35 protein-coding genes, 2 tRNA genes and 1 rRNA gene are annotated in these 22,661 nt (G+C 39.5%); 37 read left to right on the forward strand and 1 reads right to left on the reverse strand.

Annotation, left to right across the window (positions count from 1 at the left end; translation table 11 throughout):
- Window positions 1-205: 205 nt before the first annotated feature.
- The 28 genes from rpsJ (at window position 206) to rplQ (ending at window position 13,917) form a co-directional block, all read left to right on the forward strand.
- The gene (rpsJ, locus tag C3V42_RS05030) at window positions 206-517 is read left to right on the forward strand and encodes a 30S ribosomal protein S10 (RefSeq protein ID WP_001181005.1); all 312 of its coding nucleotides are present in this window, start codon (window positions 206-208) and stop codon (window positions 515-517) included.
- 16 nt (window positions 518-533) lie between these two features.
- Entirely contained in the window at window positions 534-1,160 is a 627-nt protein-coding gene (gene rplC, locus C3V42_RS05035) for a 50S ribosomal protein L3 (RefSeq protein ID WP_106013881.1), read from the forward strand.
- 15 nt (window positions 1,161-1,175) lie between these two features.
- A complete protein-coding gene (gene rplD / locus C3V42_RS05040; protein WP_005625901.1) occupies window positions 1,176-1,778 on the forward strand; it encodes a 50S ribosomal protein L4 in 603 nt (200 codons plus the stop codon).
- Complete coding sequence (gene rplW / locus C3V42_RS05045) at window positions 1,775-2,074, forward strand: 50S ribosomal protein L23 (protein WP_005625900.1); 300 nt, start codon at window positions 1,775-1,777, stop codon at window positions 2,072-2,074. The genes rplD and rplW overlap by 4 nt, the downstream gene beginning before the upstream one ends.
- Window positions 2,075-2,091: 17 nt before the next feature.
- Window positions 2,092-2,913, forward strand: coding sequence for a 50S ribosomal protein L2 (rplB, locus tag C3V42_RS05050; protein WP_005625898.1), 822 nt, complete (start codon window positions 2,092-2,094; stop codon window positions 2,911-2,913).
- A gap of 25 nt (window positions 2,914-2,938) precedes the next feature.
- A complete protein-coding gene (gene rpsS, locus C3V42_RS05055) occupies window positions 2,939-3,214 on the forward strand; it encodes a 30S ribosomal protein S19 (protein ID WP_005539416.1) in 276 nt (91 codons plus the stop codon).
- Between the two features lie 11 nt (window positions 3,215-3,225).
- Window positions 3,226-3,558 carry a 50S ribosomal protein L22 gene (gene rplV, locus C3V42_RS05060; RefSeq protein ID WP_005625897.1) on the forward strand — a complete coding sequence of 111 codons (333 nt, stop codon included), beginning with the start codon at window positions 3,226-3,228 and terminating at the stop codon, window positions 3,556-3,558.
- A 17-nt stretch (window positions 3,559-3,575) separates the two neighbouring features.
- On the forward strand, window positions 3,576-4,283 hold the full coding sequence (rpsC, locus tag C3V42_RS05065; RefSeq protein WP_005625894.1) for a 30S ribosomal protein S3: 708 nt from the start codon (window positions 3,576-3,578) through the stop codon (window positions 4,281-4,283).
- 13 nt (window positions 4,284-4,296) lie between these two features.
- Window positions 4,297-4,707 (forward strand): 50S ribosomal protein L16, encoded by a 411-nt coding sequence (gene rplP, locus C3V42_RS05070; RefSeq protein WP_005625890.1) that lies wholly within the window; start codon window positions 4,297-4,299, stop codon window positions 4,705-4,707.
- The gene (gene rpmC / locus C3V42_RS05075; RefSeq protein WP_005625888.1) at window positions 4,707-4,898 is read left to right on the forward strand and encodes a 50S ribosomal protein L29; all 192 of its coding nucleotides are present in this window, start codon (window positions 4,707-4,709) and stop codon (window positions 4,896-4,898) included. The genes rplP and rpmC overlap by 1 nt, the downstream gene beginning before the upstream one ends.
- Window positions 4,898-5,155, forward strand: a complete 258-nt coding sequence (gene rpsQ, locus C3V42_RS05080; protein WP_005625886.1) for a 30S ribosomal protein S17 — start codon at window positions 4,898-4,900, stop codon at window positions 5,153-5,155. Before rpmC ends, rpsQ begins: the two co-directional genes overlap by 1 nt.
- 233 nt (window positions 5,156-5,388) lie before the next feature.
- The gene (rplN, locus tag C3V42_RS05085) at window positions 5,389-5,760 is read left to right on the forward strand and encodes a 50S ribosomal protein L14 (protein WP_005548786.1); all 372 of its coding nucleotides are present in this window, start codon (window positions 5,389-5,391) and stop codon (window positions 5,758-5,760) included.
- A gap of 10 nt (window positions 5,761-5,770) precedes the next feature.
- A complete protein-coding gene (gene rplX / locus C3V42_RS05090) occupies window positions 5,771-6,082 on the forward strand; it encodes a 50S ribosomal protein L24 (RefSeq protein WP_005635734.1) in 312 nt (103 codons plus the stop codon).
- 17 nt (window positions 6,083-6,099) lie between these two features.
- Window positions 6,100-6,639: a 50S ribosomal protein L5 gene (gene rplE / locus C3V42_RS05095; RefSeq protein ID WP_005625881.1), complete on the forward strand. Its 540-nt coding sequence runs from the start codon at window positions 6,100-6,102 to the stop codon at window positions 6,637-6,639.
- Window positions 6,640-6,650: 11 nt separating this feature from the next.
- On the forward strand, window positions 6,651-6,956 hold the full coding sequence (gene rpsN, locus C3V42_RS05100; RefSeq protein ID WP_012055231.1) for a 30S ribosomal protein S14: 306 nt from the start codon (window positions 6,651-6,653) through the stop codon (window positions 6,954-6,956).
- Between the two features lie 36 nt (window positions 6,957-6,992).
- On the forward strand, window positions 6,993-7,385 hold the full coding sequence (rpsH, locus tag C3V42_RS05105; RefSeq protein ID WP_005625877.1) for a 30S ribosomal protein S8: 393 nt from the start codon (window positions 6,993-6,995) through the stop codon (window positions 7,383-7,385).
- A gap of 15 nt (window positions 7,386-7,400) precedes the next feature.
- Complete coding sequence (rplF, locus tag C3V42_RS05110; RefSeq protein WP_005625876.1) at window positions 7,401-7,934, forward strand: 50S ribosomal protein L6; 534 nt, start codon at window positions 7,401-7,403, stop codon at window positions 7,932-7,934.
- 13 nt (window positions 7,935-7,947) lie between these two features.
- Complete coding sequence (gene rplR, locus C3V42_RS05115; protein WP_005625873.1) at window positions 7,948-8,301, forward strand: 50S ribosomal protein L18; 354 nt, start codon at window positions 7,948-7,950, stop codon at window positions 8,299-8,301.
- Between the two features lie 14 nt (window positions 8,302-8,315).
- A complete protein-coding gene (gene rpsE, locus C3V42_RS05120) occupies window positions 8,316-8,816 on the forward strand; it encodes a 30S ribosomal protein S5 (RefSeq protein ID WP_046943115.1) in 501 nt (166 codons plus the stop codon).
- 6 nt (window positions 8,817-8,822) lie between these two features.
- The gene (rpmD, locus tag C3V42_RS05125) at window positions 8,823-9,002 is read left to right on the forward strand and encodes a 50S ribosomal protein L30 (protein ID WP_005543631.1); all 180 of its coding nucleotides are present in this window, start codon (window positions 8,823-8,825) and stop codon (window positions 9,000-9,002) included.
- Between the two features lie 3 nt (window positions 9,003-9,005).
- Window positions 9,006-9,440: a 50S ribosomal protein L15 gene (rplO, locus tag C3V42_RS05130; RefSeq protein ID WP_005625870.1), complete on the forward strand. Its 435-nt coding sequence runs from the start codon at window positions 9,006-9,008 to the stop codon at window positions 9,438-9,440.
- A gap of 7 nt (window positions 9,441-9,447) precedes the next feature.
- A complete protein-coding gene (gene secY, locus C3V42_RS05135) occupies window positions 9,448-10,773 on the forward strand; it encodes a preprotein translocase subunit SecY (RefSeq protein ID WP_106013882.1) in 1,326 nt (441 codons plus the stop codon).
- A 28-nt stretch (window positions 10,774-10,801) separates the two neighbouring features.
- Window positions 10,802-10,915 (forward strand): 50S ribosomal protein L36, encoded by a 114-nt coding sequence (gene rpmJ / locus C3V42_RS05140; protein ID WP_005625868.1) that lies wholly within the window; start codon window positions 10,802-10,804, stop codon window positions 10,913-10,915.
- Between the two features lie 141 nt (window positions 10,916-11,056).
- Window positions 11,057-11,413 carry a 30S ribosomal protein S13 gene (gene rpsM, locus C3V42_RS05145; RefSeq protein ID WP_005625867.1) on the forward strand — a complete coding sequence of 119 codons (357 nt, stop codon included), beginning with the start codon at window positions 11,057-11,059 and terminating at the stop codon, window positions 11,411-11,413.
- A 16-nt stretch (window positions 11,414-11,429) separates the two neighbouring features.
- Window positions 11,430-11,819 carry a 30S ribosomal protein S11 gene (rpsK, locus tag C3V42_RS05150; protein ID WP_005543603.1) on the forward strand — a complete coding sequence of 130 codons (390 nt, stop codon included), beginning with the start codon at window positions 11,430-11,432 and terminating at the stop codon, window positions 11,817-11,819.
- A 29-nt stretch (window positions 11,820-11,848) separates the two neighbouring features.
- Entirely contained in the window at window positions 11,849-12,469 is a 621-nt protein-coding gene (gene rpsD / locus C3V42_RS05155; RefSeq protein WP_005625866.1) for a 30S ribosomal protein S4, read from the forward strand.
- A 31-nt stretch (window positions 12,470-12,500) separates the two neighbouring features.
- The gene (gene rpoA / locus C3V42_RS05160) at window positions 12,501-13,490 is read left to right on the forward strand and encodes a DNA-directed RNA polymerase subunit alpha (RefSeq protein ID WP_005625865.1); all 990 of its coding nucleotides are present in this window, start codon (window positions 12,501-12,503) and stop codon (window positions 13,488-13,490) included.
- A gap of 40 nt (window positions 13,491-13,530) precedes the next feature.
- Entirely contained in the window at window positions 13,531-13,917 is a 387-nt protein-coding gene (gene rplQ, locus C3V42_RS05165; protein WP_106013883.1) for a 50S ribosomal protein L17, read from the forward strand.
- Between the two features lie 135 nt (window positions 13,918-14,052).
- Here the strand turns inward: rplQ and lpxH are convergent, their stop codons facing one another.
- Entirely contained in the window at window positions 14,053-14,763 is a 711-nt protein-coding gene (lpxH, locus tag C3V42_RS05170; RefSeq protein ID WP_106013884.1) for a UDP-2,3-diacylglucosamine diphosphatase, read from the reverse strand.
- Window positions 14,764-14,890: 127 nt separating this feature from the next.
- Here lpxH and C3V42_RS05175 point away from each other — a divergent pair, with 127 nt between their 5' ends.
- The 9 genes from C3V42_RS05175 to C3V42_RS05215 all read left to right on the forward strand — a co-directional run bounded on the left by C3V42_RS05175 (window position 14,891) and on the right by C3V42_RS05215 (window position 22,432).
- Window positions 14,891-15,613 (forward strand): 1-acylglycerol-3-phosphate O-acyltransferase, encoded by a 723-nt coding sequence (locus tag C3V42_RS05175; protein ID WP_106013885.1) that lies wholly within the window; start codon window positions 14,891-14,893, stop codon window positions 15,611-15,613.
- A gap of 1 nt (window position 15,614) precedes the next feature.
- Entirely contained in the window at window positions 15,615-17,024 is a 1,410-nt protein-coding gene (locus tag C3V42_RS05180; RefSeq protein ID WP_106013886.1) for a multicopper oxidase domain-containing protein, read from the forward strand.
- 73 nt (window positions 17,025-17,097) lie between these two features.
- The gene (locus tag C3V42_RS05185; protein WP_106014312.1) at window positions 17,098-17,568 is read left to right on the forward strand and encodes a hypothetical protein; all 471 of its coding nucleotides are present in this window, start codon (window positions 17,098-17,100) and stop codon (window positions 17,566-17,568) included.
- Window positions 17,569-17,680: 112 nt separating this feature from the next.
- Complete coding sequence (locus C3V42_RS05190; RefSeq protein ID WP_106013887.1) at window positions 17,681-18,292, forward strand: YigZ family protein; 612 nt, start codon at window positions 17,681-17,683, stop codon at window positions 18,290-18,292.
- Between the two features lie 10 nt (window positions 18,293-18,302).
- A complete protein-coding gene (locus C3V42_RS05195; RefSeq protein WP_106013888.1) occupies window positions 18,303-19,766 on the forward strand; it encodes a TrkH family potassium uptake protein in 1,464 nt (487 codons plus the stop codon).
- A complete protein-coding gene (gene hemG, locus C3V42_RS05200) occupies window positions 19,766-20,281 on the forward strand; it encodes a menaquinone-dependent protoporphyrinogen IX dehydrogenase (protein ID WP_106013889.1) in 516 nt (171 codons plus the stop codon). Before C3V42_RS05195 ends, hemG begins: the two co-directional genes overlap by 1 nt.
- A 334-nt stretch (window positions 20,282-20,615) precedes the next feature.
- A 16S ribosomal RNA gene (locus tag C3V42_RS05205) occupies window positions 20,616-22,155 on the forward strand.
- 79 nt (window positions 22,156-22,234) lie between these two features.
- Window positions 22,235-22,311: transfer RNA gene (locus tag C3V42_RS05210), tRNA-Ile, on the forward strand.
- Window positions 22,312-22,356: 45 nt separating this feature from the next.
- Window positions 22,357-22,432: transfer RNA gene (locus C3V42_RS05215), tRNA-Ala, on the forward strand.
- Window positions 22,433-22,661 lie beyond the last annotated feature (229 nt).

The raw sequence follows: 22,661 nt of genomic DNA on the forward strand, positions 1-22,661 counted from the left end.
TTTGTGTAGTATTTGCAGGCTTTCAATATGAAAGCCGTTTAATGTAATCATTTATTAAACGAGCATGACGATATGTCACGCTAAACAATGTTTCCGATTTGGAGACTATATAACAGGTAACTTGCACCTCCTTTTCTATTTTGAAGTTAGAATTGTGATTGGTGTTAGTTTTTTATTAGCTAAATTTTATTGGAGCTCTGGTCTAATGCAGAACCAAAGAATCCGTATCCGCTTAAAAGCTTTCGATCACCGTTTGATCGATCAATCTACTGCGGAGATCGTAGAAACAGCTAAACGTACTGGTGCACAAGTTCGTGGTCCAATTCCTTTACCAACTCGTAAAGAGCGTTTCACCGTGTTGATTTCTCCACACGTAAATAAAGACGCACGTGACCAATACGAAATTCGTACTCACAAACGTTTAGTAGATATCGTAGAGCCAACAGAAAAAACTGTTGATGCATTAATGCGTTTAGATTTGGCTGCCGGCGTGGACGTGCAGATCAGCCTAGGTTAATTAAGAGGTTATTACAATGATTGGTTTAGTCGGTCGTAAAGTTGGTATGACCCGTATCTTCAATGAAGACGGTGTTTCAGTACCAGTTACCGTTATCGAAATCGAAGCCAACCGCGTAACTCAAGTTAAAACTCTTGAAAACGATGGCTATACTGCAGTTCAAGTTACTACTGGTTCTAAAAAAGCGAATCATGTAACTAAACCTGAAGCAGGCCATTTCGTGAAAGCAGGTGTTGAAGCTGGTCGCGGTTTATGGGAATTTCGTACTGAAGGTGAAGAATTCACTTTAGGTCAAGAAATCAATGTTGACATCTTTGCAGATGTTAAAAAAGTAGATGTTACCGGTACTTCTAAAGGTAAAGGTTTCCAAGGTGGTGTTAAACGTTGGAACTTCCGTACTCAAGATGCGACTCATGGTAACTCTTTATCACATCGTGTACTTGGTTCTATTGGTCAAAACCAAACTCCAGGTCGTGTGTTTAAAGGTAAAAAAATGGCAGGACATTTAGGTGCTGAACGTGTAACTGTTCAATCACTTGAAGTTGTTCGTGTAGATGCTGAGCGTAAATTGCTATTAGTAAAAGGTTCTGTACCTGGTGCTATCAATGGCGATGTTATCGTTAAGCCAGCAGTTAAAGCATAAGTCTAGGAGATAGAGATGGAATTACAAGTTGTAGGTGCAAACGCACTAACTGTTTCTGAAACTACCTTCGGACGTGAGTTTAACGAAGCGTTGATCCACCAAGTTGTTGTTGCTTATGCAGCAGGTGCGCGTCAAGGTACTCGTGCGCAAAAAACTCGTGCTGAAGTGTCTGGTTCAGGTAAAAAACCTTGGCGTCAAAAAGGTACAGGTCGTGCTCGTGCTGGTGATATCAAATCACCAATCTGGCGTTCTGGTGGTATAACCTTCGCGGCTAAACCACAAGATCACAGCCAAAAAGTGAACAAGAAAATGTACCGTGGTGCTATCAAAAGCATTCTTTCTGAATTAGTTCGTCAAGACCGTTTGGTTGTTGTTGAAAAATTCGAATTAGATGCACCAAAAACTAAAGTTTTAGTACAAAAATTAAAAGATTTAGCAGTTGAAGATGCATTAATTATCACAGCAAGTTTAGATGAAAATCTATTCTTAGCAGCACGTAACTTATATAAAGTTGATGTACGTGATGTTCAAGGTATCGATCCAGTTAGCTTAATCGCTTTCGATAAAGTGATTGTTACTGTTGACGCTGTGAAACAAATTGAGGAGATCCTAGCATGAGTCAAGAACGTTTGCTAAGCGTGCTACGTGCACCGCATATCTCTGAAAAAGCAACTAACAATGCTGAAAAATCTAACACTGTTGTACTTAAAGTTGCTTTAGATGCGAACAAAGCTGAAATTGCTGCTGCTGTTGCTCAATTATTTGAAGTAAAAGTTGACTCTGTTCGTACCGTGGTTGTTAAAGGTAAAACTAAACGCCGTGGTAGCAAAATGGGTCGTCGCAGCGACTGGAAAAAAGCTTATGTAACTTTAGCCGAAGGCCAAAACTTGGACTTCGTGGACAGTGCAGAGTAATCGGAGGAAATTAGAGAATGGCTATCGTTAAATGTAAGCCGACCTCCGCTGGTCGTCGTCACGTTGTTAAAATCGTGAACCCTGAATTACACAAGGGTAAACCTTACGCACCTCTTCTAGATACTAAGTCTAAAACTGGTGGTCGTAACAACTATGGTCGTATTACTACTCGTCACATTGGTGGCGGTCACAAACAACACTACCGTTTAATCGATTTCAAACGTAACAAGTTAGACATCCCAGCGGTTGTTGAGCGTTTAGAATATGATCCAAACCGTTCTGCTAACATTGCTTTAGTGCTTTATAAAGATGGTGAACGCCGTTATATCTTAGCACCTAAAGGTCTGTCAGTAGGCGATCAAATCCAAGCTGGCGTAAACTCACCAATTAAAGTGGGTAACTCATTACCAATGCGTAATATCCCAGTTGGTTCAACAGTACATAACGTTGAATTAAAACCAGGTAAAGGCGGTCAAATCGCTCGTTCTGCTGGTGCTTATGTACAAATCATCGCACGTGAAGGCAACTATGTAACTTTACGTTTACGTTCTGGCGAAATGCGTAAAGTATTAGCTGAATGTGTTGCAACAATCGGTGAAGTTGGTAACTCAGAACATATGCTTCGCGTATTGGGTAAAGCGGGTGCTAACCGCTGGAGAGGTATTCGCCCTACAGTTCGTGGTACTGCAATGAACCCAGTAGATCACCCACATGGTGGTGGTGAAGGTCGTAACTTTGGTAAACACCCAGTAACTCCTTGGGGCGTTCAAACCAAAGGTAAGAAAACTCGTCACAACAAACGTACTGATAAATATATCGTACGTCGTCGTGGCAAATAATAGATTAAATTAAAGAGGATTAGCCATGCCACGTTCTCTCAAGAAGGGTCCTTTCCTTGACCTACACTTGTTGAAGAAGGTAGAGAAGGCGGTGGAAAGCGGGGATAAAAAACCAATCAAAACTTGGTCCCGTCGTTCAATGATCATTCCATCAATGATCGGATTGACCATCGCAGTCCATAATGGTCGTCAGCACGTTCCTGTTTATGTATCTGATGAAATGATCGGTCATAAGCTTGGTGAATTTGCACCGACTCGTACATACCGCGGTCACGCGGCAGATAAGAAAGCTAAGAAATAAGAGGTAAATAGATGGAAACTATCGCAAAACATCGTTACGCTCGCACTTCTGCCCAAAAAGCTCGCTTAGTTGCCGATTTAATTCGTGGTAAAAAAGTTGCGCAAGCATTAGAAATCTTAACTTTCACTAACAAAAAAGCAGCAGCTTTAGTGAAGAAAGTTTTAGAATCAGCTATTGCAAACGCAGAGCACAATGACGGTGCAGATATCGATGATCTTAAAGTTGCTAAAATCTTCGTTGATGAAGGTCCTAGCATGAAACGTGTTATGCCACGTGCTAAAGGTCGTGCAGATCGTATTTTAAAACGTACTAGCCACATTACTGTGGTTGTGTCAGATCGTTAATAAGTAGAGGAATAGCAATGGGTCAAAAAGTACATCCACATGGTATTCGCCTAGGTATTGTTAAACCTTGGAGCTCTACTTGGTTCGCGAATACACAAGACTTCGCTGACAATCTTGAAGGCGATTTCAAAGTACGCAAATTCTTAAATAAAGAATTAGCAAATGCTTCAGTTTCACGTATTACTATTGAGCGTCCAGCTAAAAGTATTCGTGTAACTATTCACACAGCTCGTCCTGGTATCGTAATCGGTAAAAAAGGCGAAGATGTTGAAAAATTACGTAACGCAGTGTCTAAAATCGCTGGCGTTCCTGCTCAAATCAACATTGCTGAAGTGAAAAAACCTGAATTAGATGCGAAATTAGTTGCAGATAGCATCGCTTCTCAATTAGAACGTCGCGTAATGTTCCGTCGTGCAATGAAACGTGCGGTACAAAGCGCAATGCGTTTAGGTGCTAAAGGTATCAAAGTTGAGGTTAGTGGTCGTTTAGGTGGTGCAGAAATCGCACGTTCAGAATGGTATCGTGAAGGTCGTGTACCTCTACATACTCTTCGTGCGGACATCGATTATAACACTGCAGAAGCTCATACAACTTACGGCGTAATCGGCGTTAAAGTATGGATCTTCAAAGGTGAAATTCTTGGTGGAATGGCTGCCGTTGCGCAATCAGAACAACAACCTGCCGACAAGCCTAAAAAGGCTCCTCGCGGTAAAGGTCGTAAGTAAGGAGAAACGCTAAATGTTGCAACCAAAACGTACAAAATTCCGTAAAGTTCACAAAGGCCGCAACCGTGGTATCGCGGGCGGTACTGAAGTTAGTTTCGGTACTTACGGTTTAAAAGCAGTTGGTCGTTGTCGTTTAACCGCTCGTCAAATCGAAGCAGCACGTCGTGCAATGTCACGTGCAGTAAAACGTCAAGGTAAAATCTGGATTCGTGTATTCCCAGATAAACCAATTACTGAAAAACCATTAGAAGTCCGTATGGGTAAAGGTAAAGGTAACGTTGAGTACTGGGTAGCCTTAATCCAACCGGGTAAAGTGCTTTATGAAATGGATGGTGTGTCTGAAGAAGTAGCAAGAAACGCATTTGCATTAGCAGCTGCTAAATTGCCAGTTAAGACCACTTTCGTAACTAAGACGGTGATGTAATGAAAGCTCAAGATTTACGTACAAAAAGTGTTGAAGAGCTGAATGCTGAATTAGTAAACCTTTTAGGTGAACAATTCAAGTTGCGTATGCAGACAGCCACCGGTCAGCTTCAACAAACCCATCAGGCTAAACAAGTGCGTCGTGATATTGCACGTGTAAAAACTGTATTAACCGAAAAGGCGGGTGAGTAATGACTGATAAAATTCGTAGCGTACAAGGTAAAGTTGTTAGCGACAAAATGGAAAAATCTTTCGTTGTTGCTATTGAACGTAAGGTAAAACACCCTTTATATGGTAAATTTATCCGTCGTACAACTAAATTACACGTACACGATGAGAACAATGAAGCCAAAGTTGGTGATACCGTAGAGATTCGCGAATGTCGCCCTCTATCAAAAACCAAATCTTGGACTTTAGTTCGTGTTGTTGAGAAAGCGGTAATCGCTTAATTCACAATGTAACAATAAAAGGCCAATGGTTAATTCCATTGGCTTTTTTACATTTAAAGTATTGTAAATTTCAACCGCACTTTTAGTAAATGGGTTTAGAGGATAAAGGTAAATTATCATTGCCTTTCTCTTTTTCTTTTGATAAAATCCGCTACCTATCCGCCGTTCTATCCGAGTAGTGCGGATGGGTTCGTCCCGAAAGGGTGTTTTTTTAATCTTAACGGAGCACTAATATGATCCAAGAACAGACTATGCTGGATGTTGCTGATAATTCAGGCGCTCGCAGCGTAATGTGTATCAAGGTTCTAGGTGGATCGCACCGTCGTTATGCTGCGATTGGTGACATCATCAAAATTACTGTAAAAGAAGCAATTCCACGCGGTAAAGTAAAAAAAGGTGATGTATTAAAAGCAGTTGTTGTGCGCACCAAGAAGGGTGTTCGTCGCCCAGATGGCTCAGTTATTCGTTTCGATGGTAACGCTTGTGTAATTTTAAATAATAACACTGAGCAACCAATCGGTACTCGTATTTTTGGACCAGTGACTCGTGAACTTCGTTCTGAGAAATTCATGAAGATCATTTCTTTAGCTCCAGAAGTACTGTAAGGGGAATGTAATGGCTGCTAAAATCCGTCAAAATGATGAAGTAATTGTTCTTACTGGTAAAGATAAGGGCAAACGTGGCAAGGTAACTAAAGTGTTACCAAACGGTAAAGTGTTTGTTGAAGGTATCAACATCATTACTAAACATGAAAAACCAGTTCCTGCATTAGGAAAAGCTGGTGGTTTAGTGAAAAAAGAAGCTGCAATTGACGCTTCAAATGTTGCGATTTTCAATCCTAAAACAAATAAAGCTGACCGTGTAGGTTTTAGATTCGAAGACGGCAAAAAAGTACGTTTCTTCAAATCTAACAATGAAATTATCTAACAAACTGGAGTAATGCGATGGCGAAACTGCATGATTACTACAGAGATCAAGTAGTAAGCGAATTAAAAAATAAATTCGGCTACAAATCTGTCATGCAAGTCCCACGAATCGAAAAGATTACCCTGAATATGGGTGTGGGTGAAGCATTGACCGACAAAAAATTGCTAGACAACGCAGTAGCGGACTTAGCAGCAATCAGCGGTCAAAAACCTTTAGTAACTAAAGCTCGTAAATCTGTTGCTGGCTTTAAAATCCGTCAGGGATATCCAATCGGTTGTAAAGTAACACTACGCGGTGAGCGTATGTGGGAGTTCTTTGAACGTTTAATTACAATTGCTGTTCCACGTATTCGTGACTTCCGCGGTTTAAGCGCGAAATCATTCGATGGTCGTGGTAACTATAGCATGGGTGTGCGTGAACAAATCATCTTCCCTGAAATCGATTACGATAAAGTAGATCGTGTACGTGGTTTAGATATCACTATCACAACTACTGCTAAGAATGATGAAGAAGGTCAAGCACTACTTGCTGCCTTTAATTTCCCATTCCGTAAATAAGGCAGGTTATAATGGCTAAACAATCAATGAAAGCACGCGATGTAAAACGCGTTAAATTGGCTGAAAAATTCTACACAAAACGTGTTGAATTAAAGAAAATCATTTCTGATGTCAATGCCTCTGATGAAGATCGTTGGGATGCAGTGTTAAAGTTACAAACTTTACCACGTGATTCTAGCCCATCTCGTCAACGTAACCGTTGCCGCCAAACTGGACGTCCTCATGGCGTTTTACGTAAGTTTGGTTTAAGCCGAATTAAGGTTCGTGAAGCTGCAATGCGCGGTGAAATCCCAGGCCTTAAAAAAGCGAGCTGGTAATATACCACTTTATTTTGGAATCGGAGAAAAAGTACAATGAGTATGCAAGATCCAATCGCAGATATGCTGACCCGTATTCGTAACGGTCAAGCTGCGAACAAAGTTGCAATCAATATGCCTTCTTCCAAGCTAAAAGTGGCAATTGCCAACGTATTAGCTGCTGAAGGTTATATCGAAAGCGTAAAAGTTTTAGAAGGTGCTAAACCTGAATTGGAAATTACTTTAAAATATTTCCAAGGCAAACCAGTTGTAGAAAGCATCCAACGTGTAAGTCGTCCTGGTCTTCGTATTTACAAACGTAAAGATGAATTACCAAAAGTTATGGGCGGTTTAGGTGTTGCAGTTATTTCTACATCTAAAGGTGTTATGACTGACCGCGCTGCTCGTCAAGCAGGTTTAGGCGGTGAGATCATCTGTTATGTAGCTTAATAGAGAGGTAGGAAAATGTCTCGTGTTGCAAAGGCACCTGTTAATATTCCTGCCGGCGTTGAAGTTAAACTCGACGGTCAGCTATTAACAGTAAAAGGTAAAAATGGCGAGTTATCTCGCAAAATTCATGAATCAGTTGAAGTAAAACAAGATAACGGACAATTTACGTTCACTCCACGTGAAGGTTTTGTTGAAGCAAATGCTCAATCGGGTACCGCACGTGCGTTAGTTAATGCAATGGTTATCGGTGTTACTGAAGGTTTCACTAAAAAATTAGTATTGGTGGGTGTAGGTTACAGAGCTCAACTTAAAGGCAATGCAATTGCATTAAGTTTAGGCTATTCTCACCCAGTAGAGCACACTTTACCGGCAGGTATTACTGCAGAATGTCCATCTCAAACCGAAATCGTGTTGAAAGGTGCAGACAAACAGTTGATCGGTCAAGTTGCAGCAGATATTCGTGCTTATCGCCGTCCTGAACCTTATAAAGGTAAAGGGGTACGTTACGCTGATGAAGTGGTACGTATCAAAGAGGCTAAGAAGAAATAATTAAGGTAACACTATGGATAAGAAATCAGCTCGTATCCGTCGTGCAGCTCGTGCACGTCATATGATGAGAGAGCAAGGTGTAACTCGTTTAGTTATTCACCGCACTCCGCGTCATATTTATGCACAAGTTATTGCACCAAACGGTTCAGAAGTGCTTGCCGCTGCTTCAACTGTTGAGAAAGCAATTCGTGAGCAAGTAAAATACACCGGTAATAAAGATGCTGCTGCTGCAGTAGGTAAAGCTGTTGCAGAACGCGCATTAGCAAAAGGCGTTCAAGCTGTTGCTTTTGATCGTTCCGGTTTTAAATATCATGGTCGTGTCCAAACTTTAGCGGACGCTGCACGTGAAGCTGGTCTACAGTTCTAATGAGGTAAATTGAGATGTCAAACATCGAAAAACAAGCTGGTGAACTGCAAGAGAAGCTAATCGCAGTAAACCGTGTATCAAAAACTGTAAAAGGTGGTCGTATTATGAGTTTCACTGCATTAACTGTGGTGGGCGATGGTAATGGCCGAGTAGGTTTTGGTTATGGTAAAGCACGCGAAGTTCCAGCAGCGATCCAAAAAGCAATGGAAAAAGCACGTCGTAATATGATTAACGTTGCTTTGAATGAAGGTACATTACAGCATCCAGTTAAAGGTGTTCATACTGGTTCACGTGTATTTATGCAACCAGCAAGCGAAGGTACAGGTATCATCGCAGGTGGTGCAATGCGTGCAGTATTAGAAGTTGCAGGTGTACGTAACGTTCTTTCTAAAGCGTATGGTTCTACCAACCCAATTAACGTTGTTCGCGCAACTATTGATGCATTAGCAAACATGAAATCACCAGAAATGGTTGCTGCAAAACGCGGTAAAACTGTTGATGAAATCTTGGGGTAATGAATAATGGCTAAAACTATTAAAGTAACACAAGTTCGTAGCTCAATTGCTCGTTTACCGAAGCATAAAGCTACCTTGCGTGGTCTTGGTCTTCGCCATATGCACCACACTGTTGAGTTAATTGATACGCCTGCAGTACGTGGTATGATTAACCAAGTTTCATACATGGTTAAAGTGGAGGAGTAAGAGATGCGTTTAAATACTCTATCTCCGGCTGAAGGTGCAAAGCATAGCGCTAAACGCCTCGGTCGTGGTATTGGTTCAGGTTTAGGCAAGACTGGTGGCCGTGGTCATAAAGGTCAAAAATCTCGTACTGGTGGCGGTGTTCGTCGCGGTTTCGAAGGTGGTCAAATGCCGTTATACCGTCGTTTACCAAAATTTGGTTTTACTTCAATGAAGGCTGCTGTAACTGCAGAAGTTCGTTTGAATGAGTTAACCAAAGTTGAAGGTAATGTAGTAACCTTAGAAACATTAAAAGCAGCAAATATCTTAACTAAAGATATTCAATTCGCTAAAGTAGTTTTAGCGGGTGAAGTGAAATCTGCAGTAACAGTTCGTGGTTTGCGTGTAACTAAGGGTGCAAAAGCAGCAATTGAAGCTGCTGGCGGTTCAGTTGAGGAATAATTAGCAAATGGCTAAACAACCAGGTTATCAAGCAAGAAGTACTAATAGCGGTAAAGGTGAATTAAAAAACCGATTACTTTTCGTTTTAGGTGCGCTTATCGTTTACCGAATTGGTTCTTTCATTCCGGTTCCTGGTATTGATGCGGCTGTGCTAGCTCAATTAGTTGAACAACAAAAAGGCACCATCATTGACATGTTTAACATGTTCTCTGGTGGTGCATTAAGCCGTGCATCTATCTTAGCATTAGGTATTATGCCGTATATCTCGGCATCTATTGTAATTCAGTTGCTTGCAACGGTTTCTCCTGCTTTAGCAGAATTAAAGAAAGAAGGTGCTGCTGGTCAACGTAAAATTTCTAAGTATACTCGGTATGCGACAGTTGTTTTTGCGACCATTCAGGCAGTAGCTATTTCAACAGGTTTACCAAATATGTTACCTGGCTTAGTGCCAAATGTTGGATTTGGCTTTTACTTCACTTCAGTTGTTAGCTTAGTAACTGGAACTATGTTCCTCATGTGGTTAGGTGAACAAATTACTGAAAGAGGTATTGGTAACGGTATTTCAATTCTTGTTTTTGGCGGTATCGTAGCTGGTTTACCATCAGCTATACTTCAAACTATTGAGCAGGCTCGTCAAGGACAGATGCATCCATTAGTGCTTCTTCTGATCGCAGCTATTGTATTTGCAGTAACTTATTTCGTTGTTTTTGTTGAAAGAGGGCAGCGCAGAATTCGCGTTGAATATGCAAAGCGTCAACAAGGTCGTCAAATTTTAGGTGGTCATTCGACACATTTACCATTGAAAGTAAATATGGCAAACGTAATGCCGGCAATTTTTGCCTCAAGTATTATTTTATTTCCAGCTACCTTAACTCAATGGTTTGGACAAAATGATAAGTTTGAGTGGTTAAATAACTTATCTATGTTGTTGAATCCTGGTCAACCTCTTTATTTACTTGTTTATGCTGTAGCAATTATTTTCTTTAGCTTCTTTTACACTGCAATGCAGTATAATCCGCGAGATACAGCAGATAATCTAAAAAAATCTGGTGCATTTATTCCAGGAATTAGACCCGGGGAACAAACCTCTCGTTATATTGATAAAGTTATGACTCGTCTTACACTGATTGGCGGTCTTTATGTAACGTTTGTGTGTTTAGTTCCTTATATTATGACATCGGCTTGGGATGTTAAATTCTACTTCGGGGGAACATCTCTTTTAATTGTAGTCGTTGTAATTATGGATTTCATCGTTCAGGTTCAGAGTCACTTAATGTCGTCTCAATATGAATCTGCGTTGAAAAAAGCAAACCTTAAAGGTTTTGGACAATAATTGTTCATTTAGTAGAAAAGGATAAGCAATGAAAGTTCGTGCTTCCGTAAAGAAAATGTGTCGCAACTGTAAAATTGTTAAACGTGAAGGTGTTGTACGCGTATTGTGCAGCGATCCTAAGCATAAACAACGTCAAGGTTAATTCATATTTTTTCTTGCAAAGAACCAGTTGAGCAGTTATACTGCTCAACTCATTTATGTCCTTGGTATTCTGTTTGAGTATCCTGAAAACGGGCTTTTCAAGATCAGAATACCAAATTAGTTAAAATAATAGGAGTGCATAGTGGCCCGTATTGCAGGCATTAACATTCCTGATCATAAACACGCTGTAATCGCTTTAACTGCAATTTACGGTATTGGTAAGACTCGTTCAAAAGCTATTTGTGCTGCAGCGGGTATTGCTGAAGATGTTAAGATCAGAGAATTGTCTGAAGAGCAGATTGACAAACTGCGTGACGAAGTTGGTAAATTTACCGTTGAAGGTGATTTACGTCGTGAAGTAACACTAAACATCAAACGTCTTTTAGACTTAGGTTGTTATCGTGGTTTACGTCACCGTCGTAGTTTACCGGTACGTGGTCAACGTACTAAAACTAATGCGCGTACCCGTAAGGGTCCACGTAAGCCGATCAAAAAATAGTCGGGGTAAATAAAGAATGGCTAAAACACCAGTTCGTGCACGTAAACGTGTAAAAAAACAAGTCGTAGATGGCGTAGCACATATTCACGCATCTTTCAATAATACAATCGTTACTATTACTGACCGTCAAGGTAACGCTCTAGCATGGGCGACTGCAGGTGGTTCAGGTTTCCGTGGTTCTCGTAAATCTACCCCGTTCGCTGCGCAAGTTGCTGCTGAACGTTGTGCTGAAATTGTTAAAGAATTCGGCTTAAAGAACTTGGAAGTTATGGTTAAAGGTCCGGGTCCAGGTCGTGAATCTACAATTCGCGCGTTAAACGCAGCGGGTTTCCGTATCACGAATATTACTGATGTGACTCCGATTCCTCATAACGGTTGTCGTCCACCGAAAAAACGTCGCGTTTAAGACGTATATAGGATAGTTGGAGAAAGAAAATGGCAAGATATTTGGGTCCAAAACTCAAGCTCAGCCGTCGTGAAGGTACTGATTTATTTCTTAAATCAGGCGTGCGTGCGATTGATTCAAAATGTAAAATTGATACAGCACCTGGTCAACATGGTGCTCGTAAACCGCGTTTGTCTGACTATGGTAGTCAATTACGTGAAAAACAAAAAGTTCGTCGTATCTATGGTATTTTAGAACGTCAATTCCGTAACTACTATAAAGAAGCAAACCGTTTAAAGGGTAACACTGGTGAAAATTTATTAGTGTTATTAGAAGGTAGATTGGATAACGTTGTTTATCGCATGGGATTTGCTGCAACTCGTGCAGAAGCTCGCCAATTAGTGAGCCATAAAGCGATTGTTGTAAATGGTCGTGTTGTTAACATTCCATCTTTCCAAGTTTCTGTAAATGATGTTGTTGCTGTTCGTGAGAAATCTAAAAAACAAGCACGTATTAAAGCATCATTAGAATTAGCAGAACAAAGAGAAAAACCAACATGGTTAGAAGTTGATTCTGCAAAAATGGAAGGTGTGTTCAAACGTGTTCCTGAACGTTCTGATTTATCAGCAGATATTAACGAACATCTGATCGTTGAGCTTTACTCTAAATAATAGTTAAGCTTAAAAGCAAAGAGAGGATAAAATGCAGGGTTCTGTTACAGAATTTTTAAAACCACGTTTAGTAGATATTGAACAAATTAGTTCAACTCATGCTAAAGTGATCTTAGAGCCGTTAGAGCGTGGTTTTGGCCATACTCTAGGTAATGCATTACGTCGTATCCTTCTGTCTTCAATGCCAGGTTGTGCTGTAACTGAAGTGGAAATTGATGGCGTATTGCACGAATATAGTAGTAAGGAAGGTGTTCAAGAAGATATTCTTGAAGTTCTTTTAAACCTTAAAGGTCTAGCGGTTAAAGTACAGAATAAAGATGATGTTATTCTGACACTAAATAAATCTGGAATTGGCCCTGTTGTTGCAGCGGATATTACCCATGATGGTGATGTTGAAATTGTGAATCCGAATCATGTAATCTGTCACTTAACTGACGAAAATGCATCCATCAGTATGCGTATTCGAGTTCAGCGTGGTAGAGGATATGTTCCAGCTTCAGCTCGCACTCATAGTCAAGCAGAGGAGCGTCCAATTGGTCGCTTACTTGTTGACGCTTGTTACAGCCCGGTTGATCGCATTGCATATAATGTTGAAGCAGCTCGTGTTGAACAGCGTACTGACCTAGATAAACTTGTTATTGAGTTAGAAACTAATGGTACGCTTGAGCCTGAAGAAGCAATTCGTCGTGCTGCAACAATCTTAGCAGAGCAACTCGATGCATTCGTTGATTTGCGTGATGTTCGTCAACCTGAAATTAAGGAAGAAAAACCGGAATTTGATCCGATTTTATTACGTCCTGTAGATGATTTAGAGTTGACAGTTCGTTCTGCTAACTGTTTGAAAGCAGAAACAATTCATTATATCGGTGATTTAGTACAACGTACAGAAGTTGAATTATTAAAAACACCTAATCTTGGTAAGAAATCTCTTACTGAAATTAAGGATGTGCTCGCTTCACGTGGCTTGTCACTTGGTATGCGCCTTGAAAATTGGCCACCAGCAAGTATTGCTGAAGACTAGTTTGGTCATAGGTTAAGATTTTTCTGAGAAGGATAAGATCATGCGCCATCGTAAGAGTGGTCGTCAACTAAACCGTAATAGCAGCCATCGCCAAGCGATGTTTCGTAACTTAGCAAGTGCTTTAGTTAGTCATGAAATCATTAAGACTACTTTGCCTAAAGCTAAAGAATTACGCCGTGTAGTTGAACCGTTAATTACATTAGCAAAAGTAGATAGCGTTGCAAACCGTCGTTTAGCATTCGCTCGTACTCGCAACGTTGAAACTGTTGCAAAATTATTCAATGAATTAGGTCCACGTTTTGTTCAACGTGCAGGTGGCTACACTCGCATCTTGAAATGTGGCTTCCGTGCAGGTGATAATGCTCCAATGGCATATATTGAGCTAGTTGATCGCCCAGAAGTTGTCGATACAGCATCTGAGGAATAGTAGTTGATATTTTAAGAAAAACCCACTTTATAGTGGGTTTTTTTATATATTTAGAGAATTAATGATATAAAGTAGAAGAGCGTTAGTTTCTAATATGTTTTATGGATTTTTAGAAAATTATATAATAGTCCATGATTATTTCTTAAAATGAATGAGAGAATCTTCTCTTAACTCTAAGATAGATGCATGTTCCTTGCGCCAGTCTCCCAGAACAATTCTAGTCATTCCCTCTTCTTTATGAATATTTTCTCTATGGGTATGTCCGTGAATTAGCAAATCCACATTAAACTCCTGCATTTTTTGTATAGTGAATGTTTTATTTACATCCATGATTTTTACTGATTTTTTTTGTTTATCTTGATTACTTTTAGAGCGGATTTTTTCAGCAATTTTTATTCTAAGTTTTAATGGTAAACATAGAAATATTCGTTGTAGCCACTTATTATTAACTTTGTTGCGAAATTTCTGATAGGCAGTGTCATCAATGCAAAGGCTATCACCATGACATAGTAAGATATTTTTTCCGTAAAGATTGATGAGCTTGTATTCTGGTAATAATTTAACTCCTGTTTCCTTTGAAAAACGCTCTCCAATAAGAAAATCGCGATTTCCATGTTGGAAATAACATTGTACTCCTTTATCATGCAAGGATTTTAGTAGGTTCTTTATTTTTATAATTAGTGGGGACTGTTCATCATCACCAACCCAGAAATCGAATAAATCACCTAATATATAAACTTGTTCAGTTTCTGGTTCGATGTTTTGTATAAAGCTTATAAAAAGTGCGGTTAATTCAGGTTTTGTTTCACTTAAATGCAAATCAGAAATAAAATAAGAATGTTTCATAAATATTCCATTAACCTCTTCTAGATAGACGTAAACTATAACTTAATTTGTTATAATTTAAAAAATATAACTATATTTTAGTTTATTAACTATAGATGTGAATTAAAAAATTAAATAGGATCAAGATATGTTAAAACTACTTAGAATTTTTATTGTTACAGTTTGTTGTATTCTGATTTGTGTATTGGGTACAGTTTATTCATTTATTAGATTTAAAAATCCGAGTAATGTAGGGATTATGGCTCGTTGGTTTGGGCGCTTACATCCTTTGTTTGGTTTGAAAGTAGAATATCGTTTTCCAAATTCTATCAATAAATTAAGTCCAGCTATTTATATTGGCAATCATCAAAATAATTATGATATGGTGACGATATCTTATATGGTTCGTCCGCGAACTGTGAGTGTTGGTAAGAAAAGTTTAATTTGGATTCCTTTTTTTGGGATCCTATATTGGATTACAGGTAATATATTTTTAGATCGTGAGAATCGGACTAAAGCTCATAGTACTATGGCACAACTTGCTCACCGGATTAATGAAGACAATTTGTCTATTTGGATGTTTCCAGAGGGTACTCGTAGTCGAGGCCGTGGGTTATTGCCTTTTAAGACAGGGGCGTTTCATGCAGCAATTTCTGCGGGGGTACCAATTATTCCGGTTGTTTGTTCAACAACACACAATAAAATTAATTTAAATCGTTGGAATAATGGAATAGTGATTTGTGAAATGTTAGATCCCATTGATGTTTCATGTTATAGCAAAGATAATGTGCGTGATCTTGCTACTTATTGTCATGATTTGATGGAGAAACGCATTGCTGAATTAGATATGGAAATTGCGAAAAGGAATTAAAATGCAAACTTTCTCTCGTCGTCAATTATTAAAAAATACTACTATTTCAGCTGCACTTTTTAGTTTACCAATGCCATTATGGGCTGCTGTACGTGATAAATTAATTGTTCCACCTTTGATAGAAGTTCGTCGAGGACGTCCAATAGTGCTTACTATGCAGGAAGTTAATTATGAATTAGATGGAAAGCATAATGTAACAGCATGGGGATTCAATGGCAATTATTTGGGGCCAACGATAAAAATCAAATCAACTAATTTTGCCAAACTAAATTACCATAATAATTTGCCGCAATCGATAGCTTTGTCCATTCAAGGGTTGCAGGCTTCAGGGGAGCTCTTTGGCGGTGCTGCTAGGGTATTAAAAAAAGACGAGGCTTGGGCTCCGATAGTACCGATTGAGCAAGCTGCGGCAACGTGTTGGTACCGTTCTTCTATATTAGCGAATTCGGCTTATCAAACATACCGAGGGCTTGTAGGAATGTGGTTAGTTGAAGATGATCAAAGTATTCAGGCGAATATTCCTCATAAATATGGTGTAGATGATATCCCTTTGATTTTACAGGATATGTCATTTAATAGTAATGGCCTTCAACTTTTTAAGCAAAATCAACCAAATTTTGTTGGAAATCGTTTATTAGTTAACGGTATAGAAGCACCCTATTTAAACGTTGTTCGTGGTTGGGTTCGTTTACGATTATTAAATGCATCTTTAGCGCGAGCTTATGATTTACGTCTAGATAATGAGCAGAATATGCTATTGATTGCTAAGGATCTGGGGTTTTTACCTAAGGCAAAAAGTATTCAGTCTGTGATTCTTGCTCCAGGAGAGCGAGTTGAAGTACTTATTAATATGAGTGAGGTTGATTCTGTTTCATTGATTGATGGTAAAAAACGAGGCGTATTAGATAAGGTAAAAAATATTTTTAGCAGTGGTGATGATTTACTGGATAACACAGTTATTGAGTTACGAGCACAAGGTGAAGCTACAGTTTTTAGCAAGACATTAAATCTTACTTTTGATACAGATGCACCAGAAATGTTAGTTCAACCTATAGCGCAAATTCGTGAGTTCAATATTGATGTGACGAATGGGCTAATTAATCAAAGACGTTTTGATCCTAGAAGAATTGATGTAGTGGTTCGAAAAGGTACGGTAGAGCGTTGGATTTTAAATGCTAATTTACCTGTGGGGTTTACTATTCAGGGCGCAAAATTTGTCGTAGAAAGTCAGGATGATCATATTTATCAAGCGGATGAGTTAGCCTGGAAAGATACTGTTTGGGTAAAAGGAAAAACACATATATTAGTTCGGTTTGATCAGGTTTCTTCAAATAATTACCCATTTTTATTTGGTGTATCGAATTTAATGTTAGCTGATATGGGATGTATTGGTGTTATGGTTGTTCAGTAAGTGAAATGAAAGTGCGGTAGATTTTTGTGCGATTTTTTGTATAATCAGTACCTCTATTAAGAGGGATATAATGATGAAAAAAGCTTTAATTATTGCTGCATTATCAGCAAGTCTAAGTGCTCAAGTGGCTATTTCTGAAACGCCAAATACTCAAGAACAACAATCTCGTCTTTATTTAGGTGTTTATGATGTATCAAGTAAACTGCCAGTTTTATTAGATAAATTAGAAATTTCACGTTCTTCCAAAAAACAACAATTATGCTGGCGAATAAATGGCTCATTTGGAAAGAAAGTTCAAGCCACAGAGATTTTTACATCTCCAGCTAAAGCAAATTTTTATATTTCATCTGATATAGGAATGGTAACTTCATCTGAAGATAAAAAAACACATACAATAACGAGTCAGCGCGATTCCTTAAACGATGGGAAATTAGTAATAAATTGTTGGAGTTTTGATCAAAAAGATCCTCGAGGTAAATATACTATCTTTATTAAGTTAGGAGAGATGGAATATGGTCCTTTAGCATTTACGGTTGTGAAATAATTAGACGATAACCCAGGTTTTACTGGGTTTTTTTATTACTGTGAATATATCGTATTTGATAAATTACTTGTTTTAGTGACGGCTGATGTAATCAAAAATGAACAAAAATAATATGTCTGCGTATCTTGTTCCTAAAAGTGCGGTTATTTTTGAAGAAGAAATTAAGAAAAGCCGTTTTATCACTTATTTACAGAGGACTACAGGGATCGCTGAAGCTAAAGCTTTTTGGAAAGAGATTAAACGAGAGCATAGAGCAGCGCGCCATCATTGTTGGGCTGCGGTAATGGGAAATCCAGTAGATTCTTTACAATTTGCTTTTTCTGATGATGGCGAACCATCAGGTACGGCGGGTAAACCAATGCTTAATGTTCTTCAAGGTAGTAATATTGGTGAAATTAGCGCTATAGTGGTACGTTATTATGGTGGAATTTTGTTAGGTACAGGAGGATTAGTTAGAGCCTATAGTAATGGAGTACAGCAAGCATTGAAATTATTAGAAACAGAAATAAGAGTAGAACGTTCCCTTTTTGGTTTAGATTGTCATTATAGTCAATTGAGTCTAGTACAGTTACTTTGTGATAAGTATGAAGTAGAAATATTAGCTCAAAATTTTCAGTCCCAAGTATTTTTAACATTGGGTATTAGTAAACAAACGGTTGAATCTTTTGTTAGAGAATTGAGAGATAAATCAATGGGAAAACTAGTGATTAAATCAATTGAATAGGCGAATAACTGTGCATATTTTATCTATAATACGAATTATTGGTATCCTGATTATCTGTTTTTCCGGAACGATGCTTATTCCGGCATTCATTGCATTGATTTATGGTGATGGAGGCGGAAAAGCTTTCATACAGGCATTTACTTTTAGCTTGACTGTTGGAGTACTGCTCTGGTGGCCTTGCCATCACTATAAACAAGAATTGCGTTCTCGTGATGGTTTTTTAATTGTTGTCGCATTTTGGTTTGTTCTGGGTGGTTTAGCGACGTTACCATTTTTATTATTTGATGCACTAAATTTAACAGTTGCTTCAGCAGCATTTGAAGCATTTTCTGGATTAACGACAACTGGTGCAACAGTAATGAGAGGATTGGATAACCTTCCAAAAGCGATGTTATTTTATCGTCAATTTTTGCAATGGCTTGGTGGAATGGGAATTATTGTACTCGCAATAGCTATCATTCCATTATTAGGTGTGGGAGGGATGCAACTTTATAGAGCTGAAATGTCGGGGCCAATGAAAGAACAAAAAATTAGACCAAGGATTACTGAAACAGCAAAAGTTCTTTGGGTGATTTATATTTCTTTAACTGTTTTTTGTGCATTAGCATATTGGTTGGCTGGGATGGGAGTTTTTGATGCTATAACTCATAGCTTTTCTACTGTTTCAATCGGTGGCTTTTCAACTCATGATGCGAGTATCGGCTATTTTAATAGTCCATTAGTTAATTTGATCACCGTATTATTTTTACTGATTTCCGCCTGTAATTTTGGATTACACTTTCGTGCGTTTTCGACCATTGGCCATGAGAATTTTTTTAAGATTTATCTACGTGACCCTGAATTTCGTTTTTTTATAAGTATCCAGACTATACTAGTAATAATCTGTACATTAGTGATGTGGAGTCATAATTATTTTACTTCATCCTGGAAAGATTTTGAGCAAGTATTGTTCCAGACGGTATCTATTTCAACGACAACGGGCTATACAACTTCTGATTTCACTGTTTGGCCTTCTTTTGTACCTGTTCTTTTAATATTGGCTTCATTTATGGGCGGTTGTGCTGGATCTGTCGGTGGTGGTTTACGTGTTGCGCGTATACTTGTACTGTATTTACAAGGGAAACGAGAACTTAAACGTGTTGTTCACCCTAATTTAGTTTACCCTATCAAGTGGGGAAGAAATGTGTTAGATGAAAGAGTGATTGGTAGTATTTGGGCATTCTTTTCAGCTTATCTTCTAGTGTTTATTATCTGTTTACTTGGTGTCGTTGCTTGTGGTGTTGAGCCTTTTAATGCCTTTAATGCCGTATTGGCAACCCTAAATAATTTAGGACCAGCACTAGGGGAAGTAAATAGTAATATGGTGAGTATACCCGATAGTGCTAAGTGGATTTTAATTATCGCAATGGTATGTGGGCGACTTGAAATTTTTACTCTTCTCGCTTTATTTACACCTACTTTTTGGAAAAACTAATGAAAACGTTAATATTATATTCAAGTCATGATGGACAGACGAAAAAAATTGCTGACTTTTTATCTAGATATATTGATGGAGAGGTTTATGTAGATGCATTAATGGAGAATTATACGATTGAGCCTTTTGATCGTGTAATAGTTGGTGCATCTATACGATATGGGCACTTTAATAAAGCGCTTTATCGCTTTGTTGAAAGCAATCGTTATCAACTTGAACAAAAAAGTGCGGTTTTTTTTGGGGTTAATTTAACTGCTCGTAAAGAGGGCAAAGATAATCCAGAAAGTAATACCTATGTACGTAAATTTTTACAACGTACAGAATGGAAACCTAAATTAGCCGCAGTATTTGCAGGTGCACTCTTTTATCCACGATACAGATGGATTGATCGTGTTATGATTCAGATTATTATGAAAATTACTGGTGGCGAGACAGATCCTAAAAAAGAGATCGAATATACAAATTGGGATAAAGTGAAGAAATTCGCTAATCAAATTAATGAAATGGGCGTTTAGCTTTGGAGAAAAATTTATATAAATTGATTGAGGTTTAATCAAAAGATCATTTTTTTAAATATTTTTACAAAAAAGTACTTGCAAGGGCTTTGAAAATCCCTATAATGCACCGCACACAACGACGCACTGTTGTGAAGTTTTTAAGTTTCCAAGTGCGTCGTTGTTTTTTGCTCTTTAACAATATATCAGACAATCTGTGTGGGCACTTGTTGATTGACTTGTTTTAAAATATTTTTAATTTTGAAGTCTTAATAGGTGCTTAACTGAAAATTCATAATTACTTTTTAAGTAGTGTTTTATTTATAGCTAAGCAGTTTATTGAGCGATTGAACTTGAATTGAAGAGTTTGATCATGGCTCAGATTGAACGCTGGCGGCAGGCTTAACACATGCAAGTCGAACGGTAGCAGGAGAAAGCTTGCTTTCTTGCTGACGAGTGGCGGACGGGTGAGTAATGCTTGGGAATCTGGCTTATGGAGGGGGATAACTACGGGAAACTGTAGCTAATACCGCGTAGTATCGGAAGATGAAAGTGCGGGACCGTAAGGCCGCATGCCATGAGATGAGCCCAAGTGGGATTAGGTAGTTGGTGGGGTAAAGGCCTACCAAGCCTGCGATCTCTAGCTGGTCTGAGAGGATGGCCAGCCACACTGGAACTGAGACACGGTCCAGACTCCTACGGGAGGCAGCAGTGGGGAATATTGCGCAATGGGGGGAACCTTGACGCAGCCATGCCGCGTGAATGAAGAAGGCCTTCGGGTTGTAAAGTTCTTTCGGTATTGAGGAAGGAGTGTATGTTAATAGCATACATTATTGACGTTAAATACAGAAGAAGCACCGGCTAACTCCGTGCCAGCAGCCGCGGTAATACGGAGGGTGCGAGCGTTAATCGGAATAACTGGGCGTAAAGGGCACGCAGGCGGTTATTTAAGTGAGGTGTGAAAGCCCCGGGCTTAACCTGGGAATTGCATTTCAGACTGGGTAACTAGAGTACTTTAGGGAGGGGTAGAATTCCACGTGTAGCGGTGAAATGCGTAGAGATGTGGAGGAATACCGAAGGCGAAGGCAGCCCCTTGGGAATGTACTGACGCTCATGTGCGAAAGCGTGGGGAGCAAACAGGATTAGATACCCTGGTAGTCCACGCTGTAAACGCTGTCGATTTGGGGATTGGGCTTAAAGCTTGGTGCCCGTAGCTAACGTGATAAATCGACCGCCTGGGGAGTACGGCCGCAAGGTTAAAACTCAAATGAATTGACGGGGGCCCGCACAAGCGGTGGAGCATGTGGTTTAATTCGATGCAACGCGAAGAACCTTACCTACTCTTGACATCCATGGAATCCTGTAGAGATACGGGAGTGCCTTCGGGAACCATGAGACAGGTGCTGCATGGCTGTCGTCAGCTCGTGTTGTGAAATGTTGGGTTAAGTCCCGCAACGAGCGCAACCCTTATCCTTTGTTGCCAGCGATTCGGTCGGGAACTCAAAGGAGACTGCCAGTGATAAACTGGAGGAAGGTGGGGATGACGTCAAGTCATCATGGCCCTTACGAGTAGGGCTACACACGTGCTACAATGGCGTATACAGAGGGCGGCGATGCCGCGAGGTGGAGCGAATCTCAGAAAGTACGTCTAAGTCCGGATTGGAGTCTGCAACTCGACTCCATGAAGTCGGAATCGCTAGTAATCGCGAATCAGAATGTCGCGGTGAATACGTTCCCGGGCCTTGTACACACCGCCCGTCACACCATGGGAGTGGGTTGTACCAGAAGTAGATAGCTTAACCTTTTGGAGGGCGTTTACCACGGTATGATTCATGACTGGGGTGAAGTCGTAACAAGGTAACCGTAGGGGAACCTGCGGTTGGATCACCTCCTTACCAAAGACGAGAGACAGCGAGTGCTCACACAGATTGACTGATAGTTGTAGACAAATGAGCAGAAGAAAACATTACCCTTGGGTCTGTAGCTCAGGTGGTTAGAGCGCACCCCTGATAAGGGTGAGGTCGGTGGTTCAAGTCCACTCAGACCCACCACTCTGAGAGTGAGTGATGTAAAGGCGTAATGATTTATGATGAAATGGGGATATAGCTCAGCTGGGAGAGCGCCTGCCTTGCACGCAGGAGGTCAGCGGTTCGATCCCGCTTATCTCCACCACTTATCATCGTTAAGTAAATTTATTCATTTAGTTTATTTAACGATGATAACTGAAAAGTTTTATCAACTGTTCTTTAAAAAATTGGAAACAAGCTGAAAACAAGAGATTTTCGAGAGAAAGTCTGAGTAGACAAGGCAGGGAAGTAAAAGGAGGGGACTGAGAAGGAAACTCTGAAAGCAAACCTGTTTTGTGATAAATCTTGATTGAACAAAAGCAATCAAGTGTTTA

This window comes from Haemophilus sp. oral taxon 036 (genome assembly GCF_002998595.1).
Taxonomy (GTDB): domain Bacteria; phylum Pseudomonadota; class Gammaproteobacteria; order Enterobacterales; family Pasteurellaceae; genus Haemophilus; species Haemophilus haemolyticus_K.

Excerpts from the sequence above, each read along its gene's own strand:
- rpsJ (WP_001181005.1), top strand. The coding sequence starts at position 206 with ATGCAGAACCAAAGAATCCGTATCCGCTTAAAAGCTTTCGATCACCGT.
- rplC (WP_106013881.1), top strand. The coding sequence starts at position 534 with ATGATTGGTTTAGTCGGTCGTAAAGTTGGTATGACCCGTATCTTCAAT.
- rplD (WP_005625901.1), top strand. The coding sequence starts at position 1,176 with ATGGAATTACAAGTTGTAGGTGCAAACGCACTAACTGTTTCTGAAACT.
- rplW (WP_005625900.1), top strand. The coding sequence starts at position 1,775 with ATGAGTCAAGAACGTTTGCTAAGCGTGCTACGTGCACCGCATATCTCT.
- rplB (WP_005625898.1), top strand. The coding sequence starts at position 2,092 with ATGGCTATCGTTAAATGTAAGCCGACCTCCGCTGGTCGTCGTCACGTT.
- rpsS (WP_005539416.1), top strand. The coding sequence starts at position 2,939 with ATGCCACGTTCTCTCAAGAAGGGTCCTTTCCTTGACCTACACTTGTTG.
- rplV (WP_005625897.1), top strand. The coding sequence starts at position 3,226 with ATGGAAACTATCGCAAAACATCGTTACGCTCGCACTTCTGCCCAAAAA.
- rpsC (WP_005625894.1), top strand. The coding sequence starts at position 3,576 with ATGGGTCAAAAAGTACATCCACATGGTATTCGCCTAGGTATTGTTAAA.
- rplP (WP_005625890.1), top strand. The coding sequence starts at position 4,297 with ATGTTGCAACCAAAACGTACAAAATTCCGTAAAGTTCACAAAGGCCGC.
- rpmC (WP_005625888.1), top strand. The coding sequence starts at position 4,707 with ATGAAAGCTCAAGATTTACGTACAAAAAGTGTTGAAGAGCTGAATGCT.
- rpsQ (WP_005625886.1), top strand. The coding sequence starts at position 4,898 with ATGACTGATAAAATTCGTAGCGTACAAGGTAAAGTTGTTAGCGACAAA.
- rplN (WP_005548786.1), top strand. The coding sequence starts at position 5,389 with ATGATCCAAGAACAGACTATGCTGGATGTTGCTGATAATTCAGGCGCT.
- rplX (WP_005635734.1), top strand. The coding sequence starts at position 5,771 with ATGGCTGCTAAAATCCGTCAAAATGATGAAGTAATTGTTCTTACTGGT.
- rplE (WP_005625881.1), top strand. The coding sequence starts at position 6,100 with ATGGCGAAACTGCATGATTACTACAGAGATCAAGTAGTAAGCGAATTA.
- rpsN (WP_012055231.1), top strand. The coding sequence starts at position 6,651 with ATGGCTAAACAATCAATGAAAGCACGCGATGTAAAACGCGTTAAATTG.
- rpsH (WP_005625877.1), top strand. The coding sequence starts at position 6,993 with ATGAGTATGCAAGATCCAATCGCAGATATGCTGACCCGTATTCGTAAC.
- rplF (WP_005625876.1), top strand. The coding sequence starts at position 7,401 with ATGTCTCGTGTTGCAAAGGCACCTGTTAATATTCCTGCCGGCGTTGAA.
- rplR (WP_005625873.1), top strand. The coding sequence starts at position 7,948 with ATGGATAAGAAATCAGCTCGTATCCGTCGTGCAGCTCGTGCACGTCAT.
- rpsE (WP_046943115.1), top strand. The coding sequence starts at position 8,316 with ATGTCAAACATCGAAAAACAAGCTGGTGAACTGCAAGAGAAGCTAATC.
- rpmD (WP_005543631.1), top strand. The coding sequence starts at position 8,823 with ATGGCTAAAACTATTAAAGTAACACAAGTTCGTAGCTCAATTGCTCGT.
- rplO (WP_005625870.1), top strand. The coding sequence starts at position 9,006 with ATGCGTTTAAATACTCTATCTCCGGCTGAAGGTGCAAAGCATAGCGCT.
- secY (WP_106013882.1), top strand. The coding sequence starts at position 9,448 with ATGGCTAAACAACCAGGTTATCAAGCAAGAAGTACTAATAGCGGTAAA.
- rpmJ (WP_005625868.1), top strand. The coding sequence starts at position 10,802 with ATGAAAGTTCGTGCTTCCGTAAAGAAAATGTGTCGCAACTGTAAAATT.
- rpsK (WP_005543603.1), top strand. The coding sequence starts at position 11,430 with ATGGCTAAAACACCAGTTCGTGCACGTAAACGTGTAAAAAAACAAGTC.
- rpsD (WP_005625866.1), top strand. The coding sequence starts at position 11,849 with ATGGCAAGATATTTGGGTCCAAAACTCAAGCTCAGCCGTCGTGAAGGT.
- rpoA (WP_005625865.1), top strand. The coding sequence starts at position 12,501 with ATGCAGGGTTCTGTTACAGAATTTTTAAAACCACGTTTAGTAGATATT.
- rplQ (WP_106013883.1), top strand. The coding sequence starts at position 13,531 with ATGCGCCATCGTAAGAGTGGTCGTCAACTAAACCGTAATAGCAGCCAT.
- lpxH (WP_106013884.1), bottom strand. The coding sequence starts at position 14,763 with ATGAAACATTCTTATTTTATTTCTGATTTGCATTTAAGTGAAACAAAA.
- C3V42_RS05175 (WP_106013885.1), top strand. The coding sequence starts at position 14,891 with ATGTTAAAACTACTTAGAATTTTTATTGTTACAGTTTGTTGTATTCTG.
- C3V42_RS05180 (WP_106013886.1), top strand. The coding sequence starts at position 15,615 with ATGCAAACTTTCTCTCGTCGTCAATTATTAAAAAATACTACTATTTCA.
- C3V42_RS05185 (WP_106014312.1), top strand. The coding sequence starts at position 17,098 with ATGAAAAAAGCTTTAATTATTGCTGCATTATCAGCAAGTCTAAGTGCT.
- C3V42_RS05190 (WP_106013887.1), top strand. The coding sequence starts at position 17,681 with ATGTCTGCGTATCTTGTTCCTAAAAGTGCGGTTATTTTTGAAGAAGAA.
- hemG (WP_106013889.1), top strand. The coding sequence starts at position 19,766 with ATGAAAACGTTAATATTATATTCAAGTCATGATGGACAGACGAAAAAA.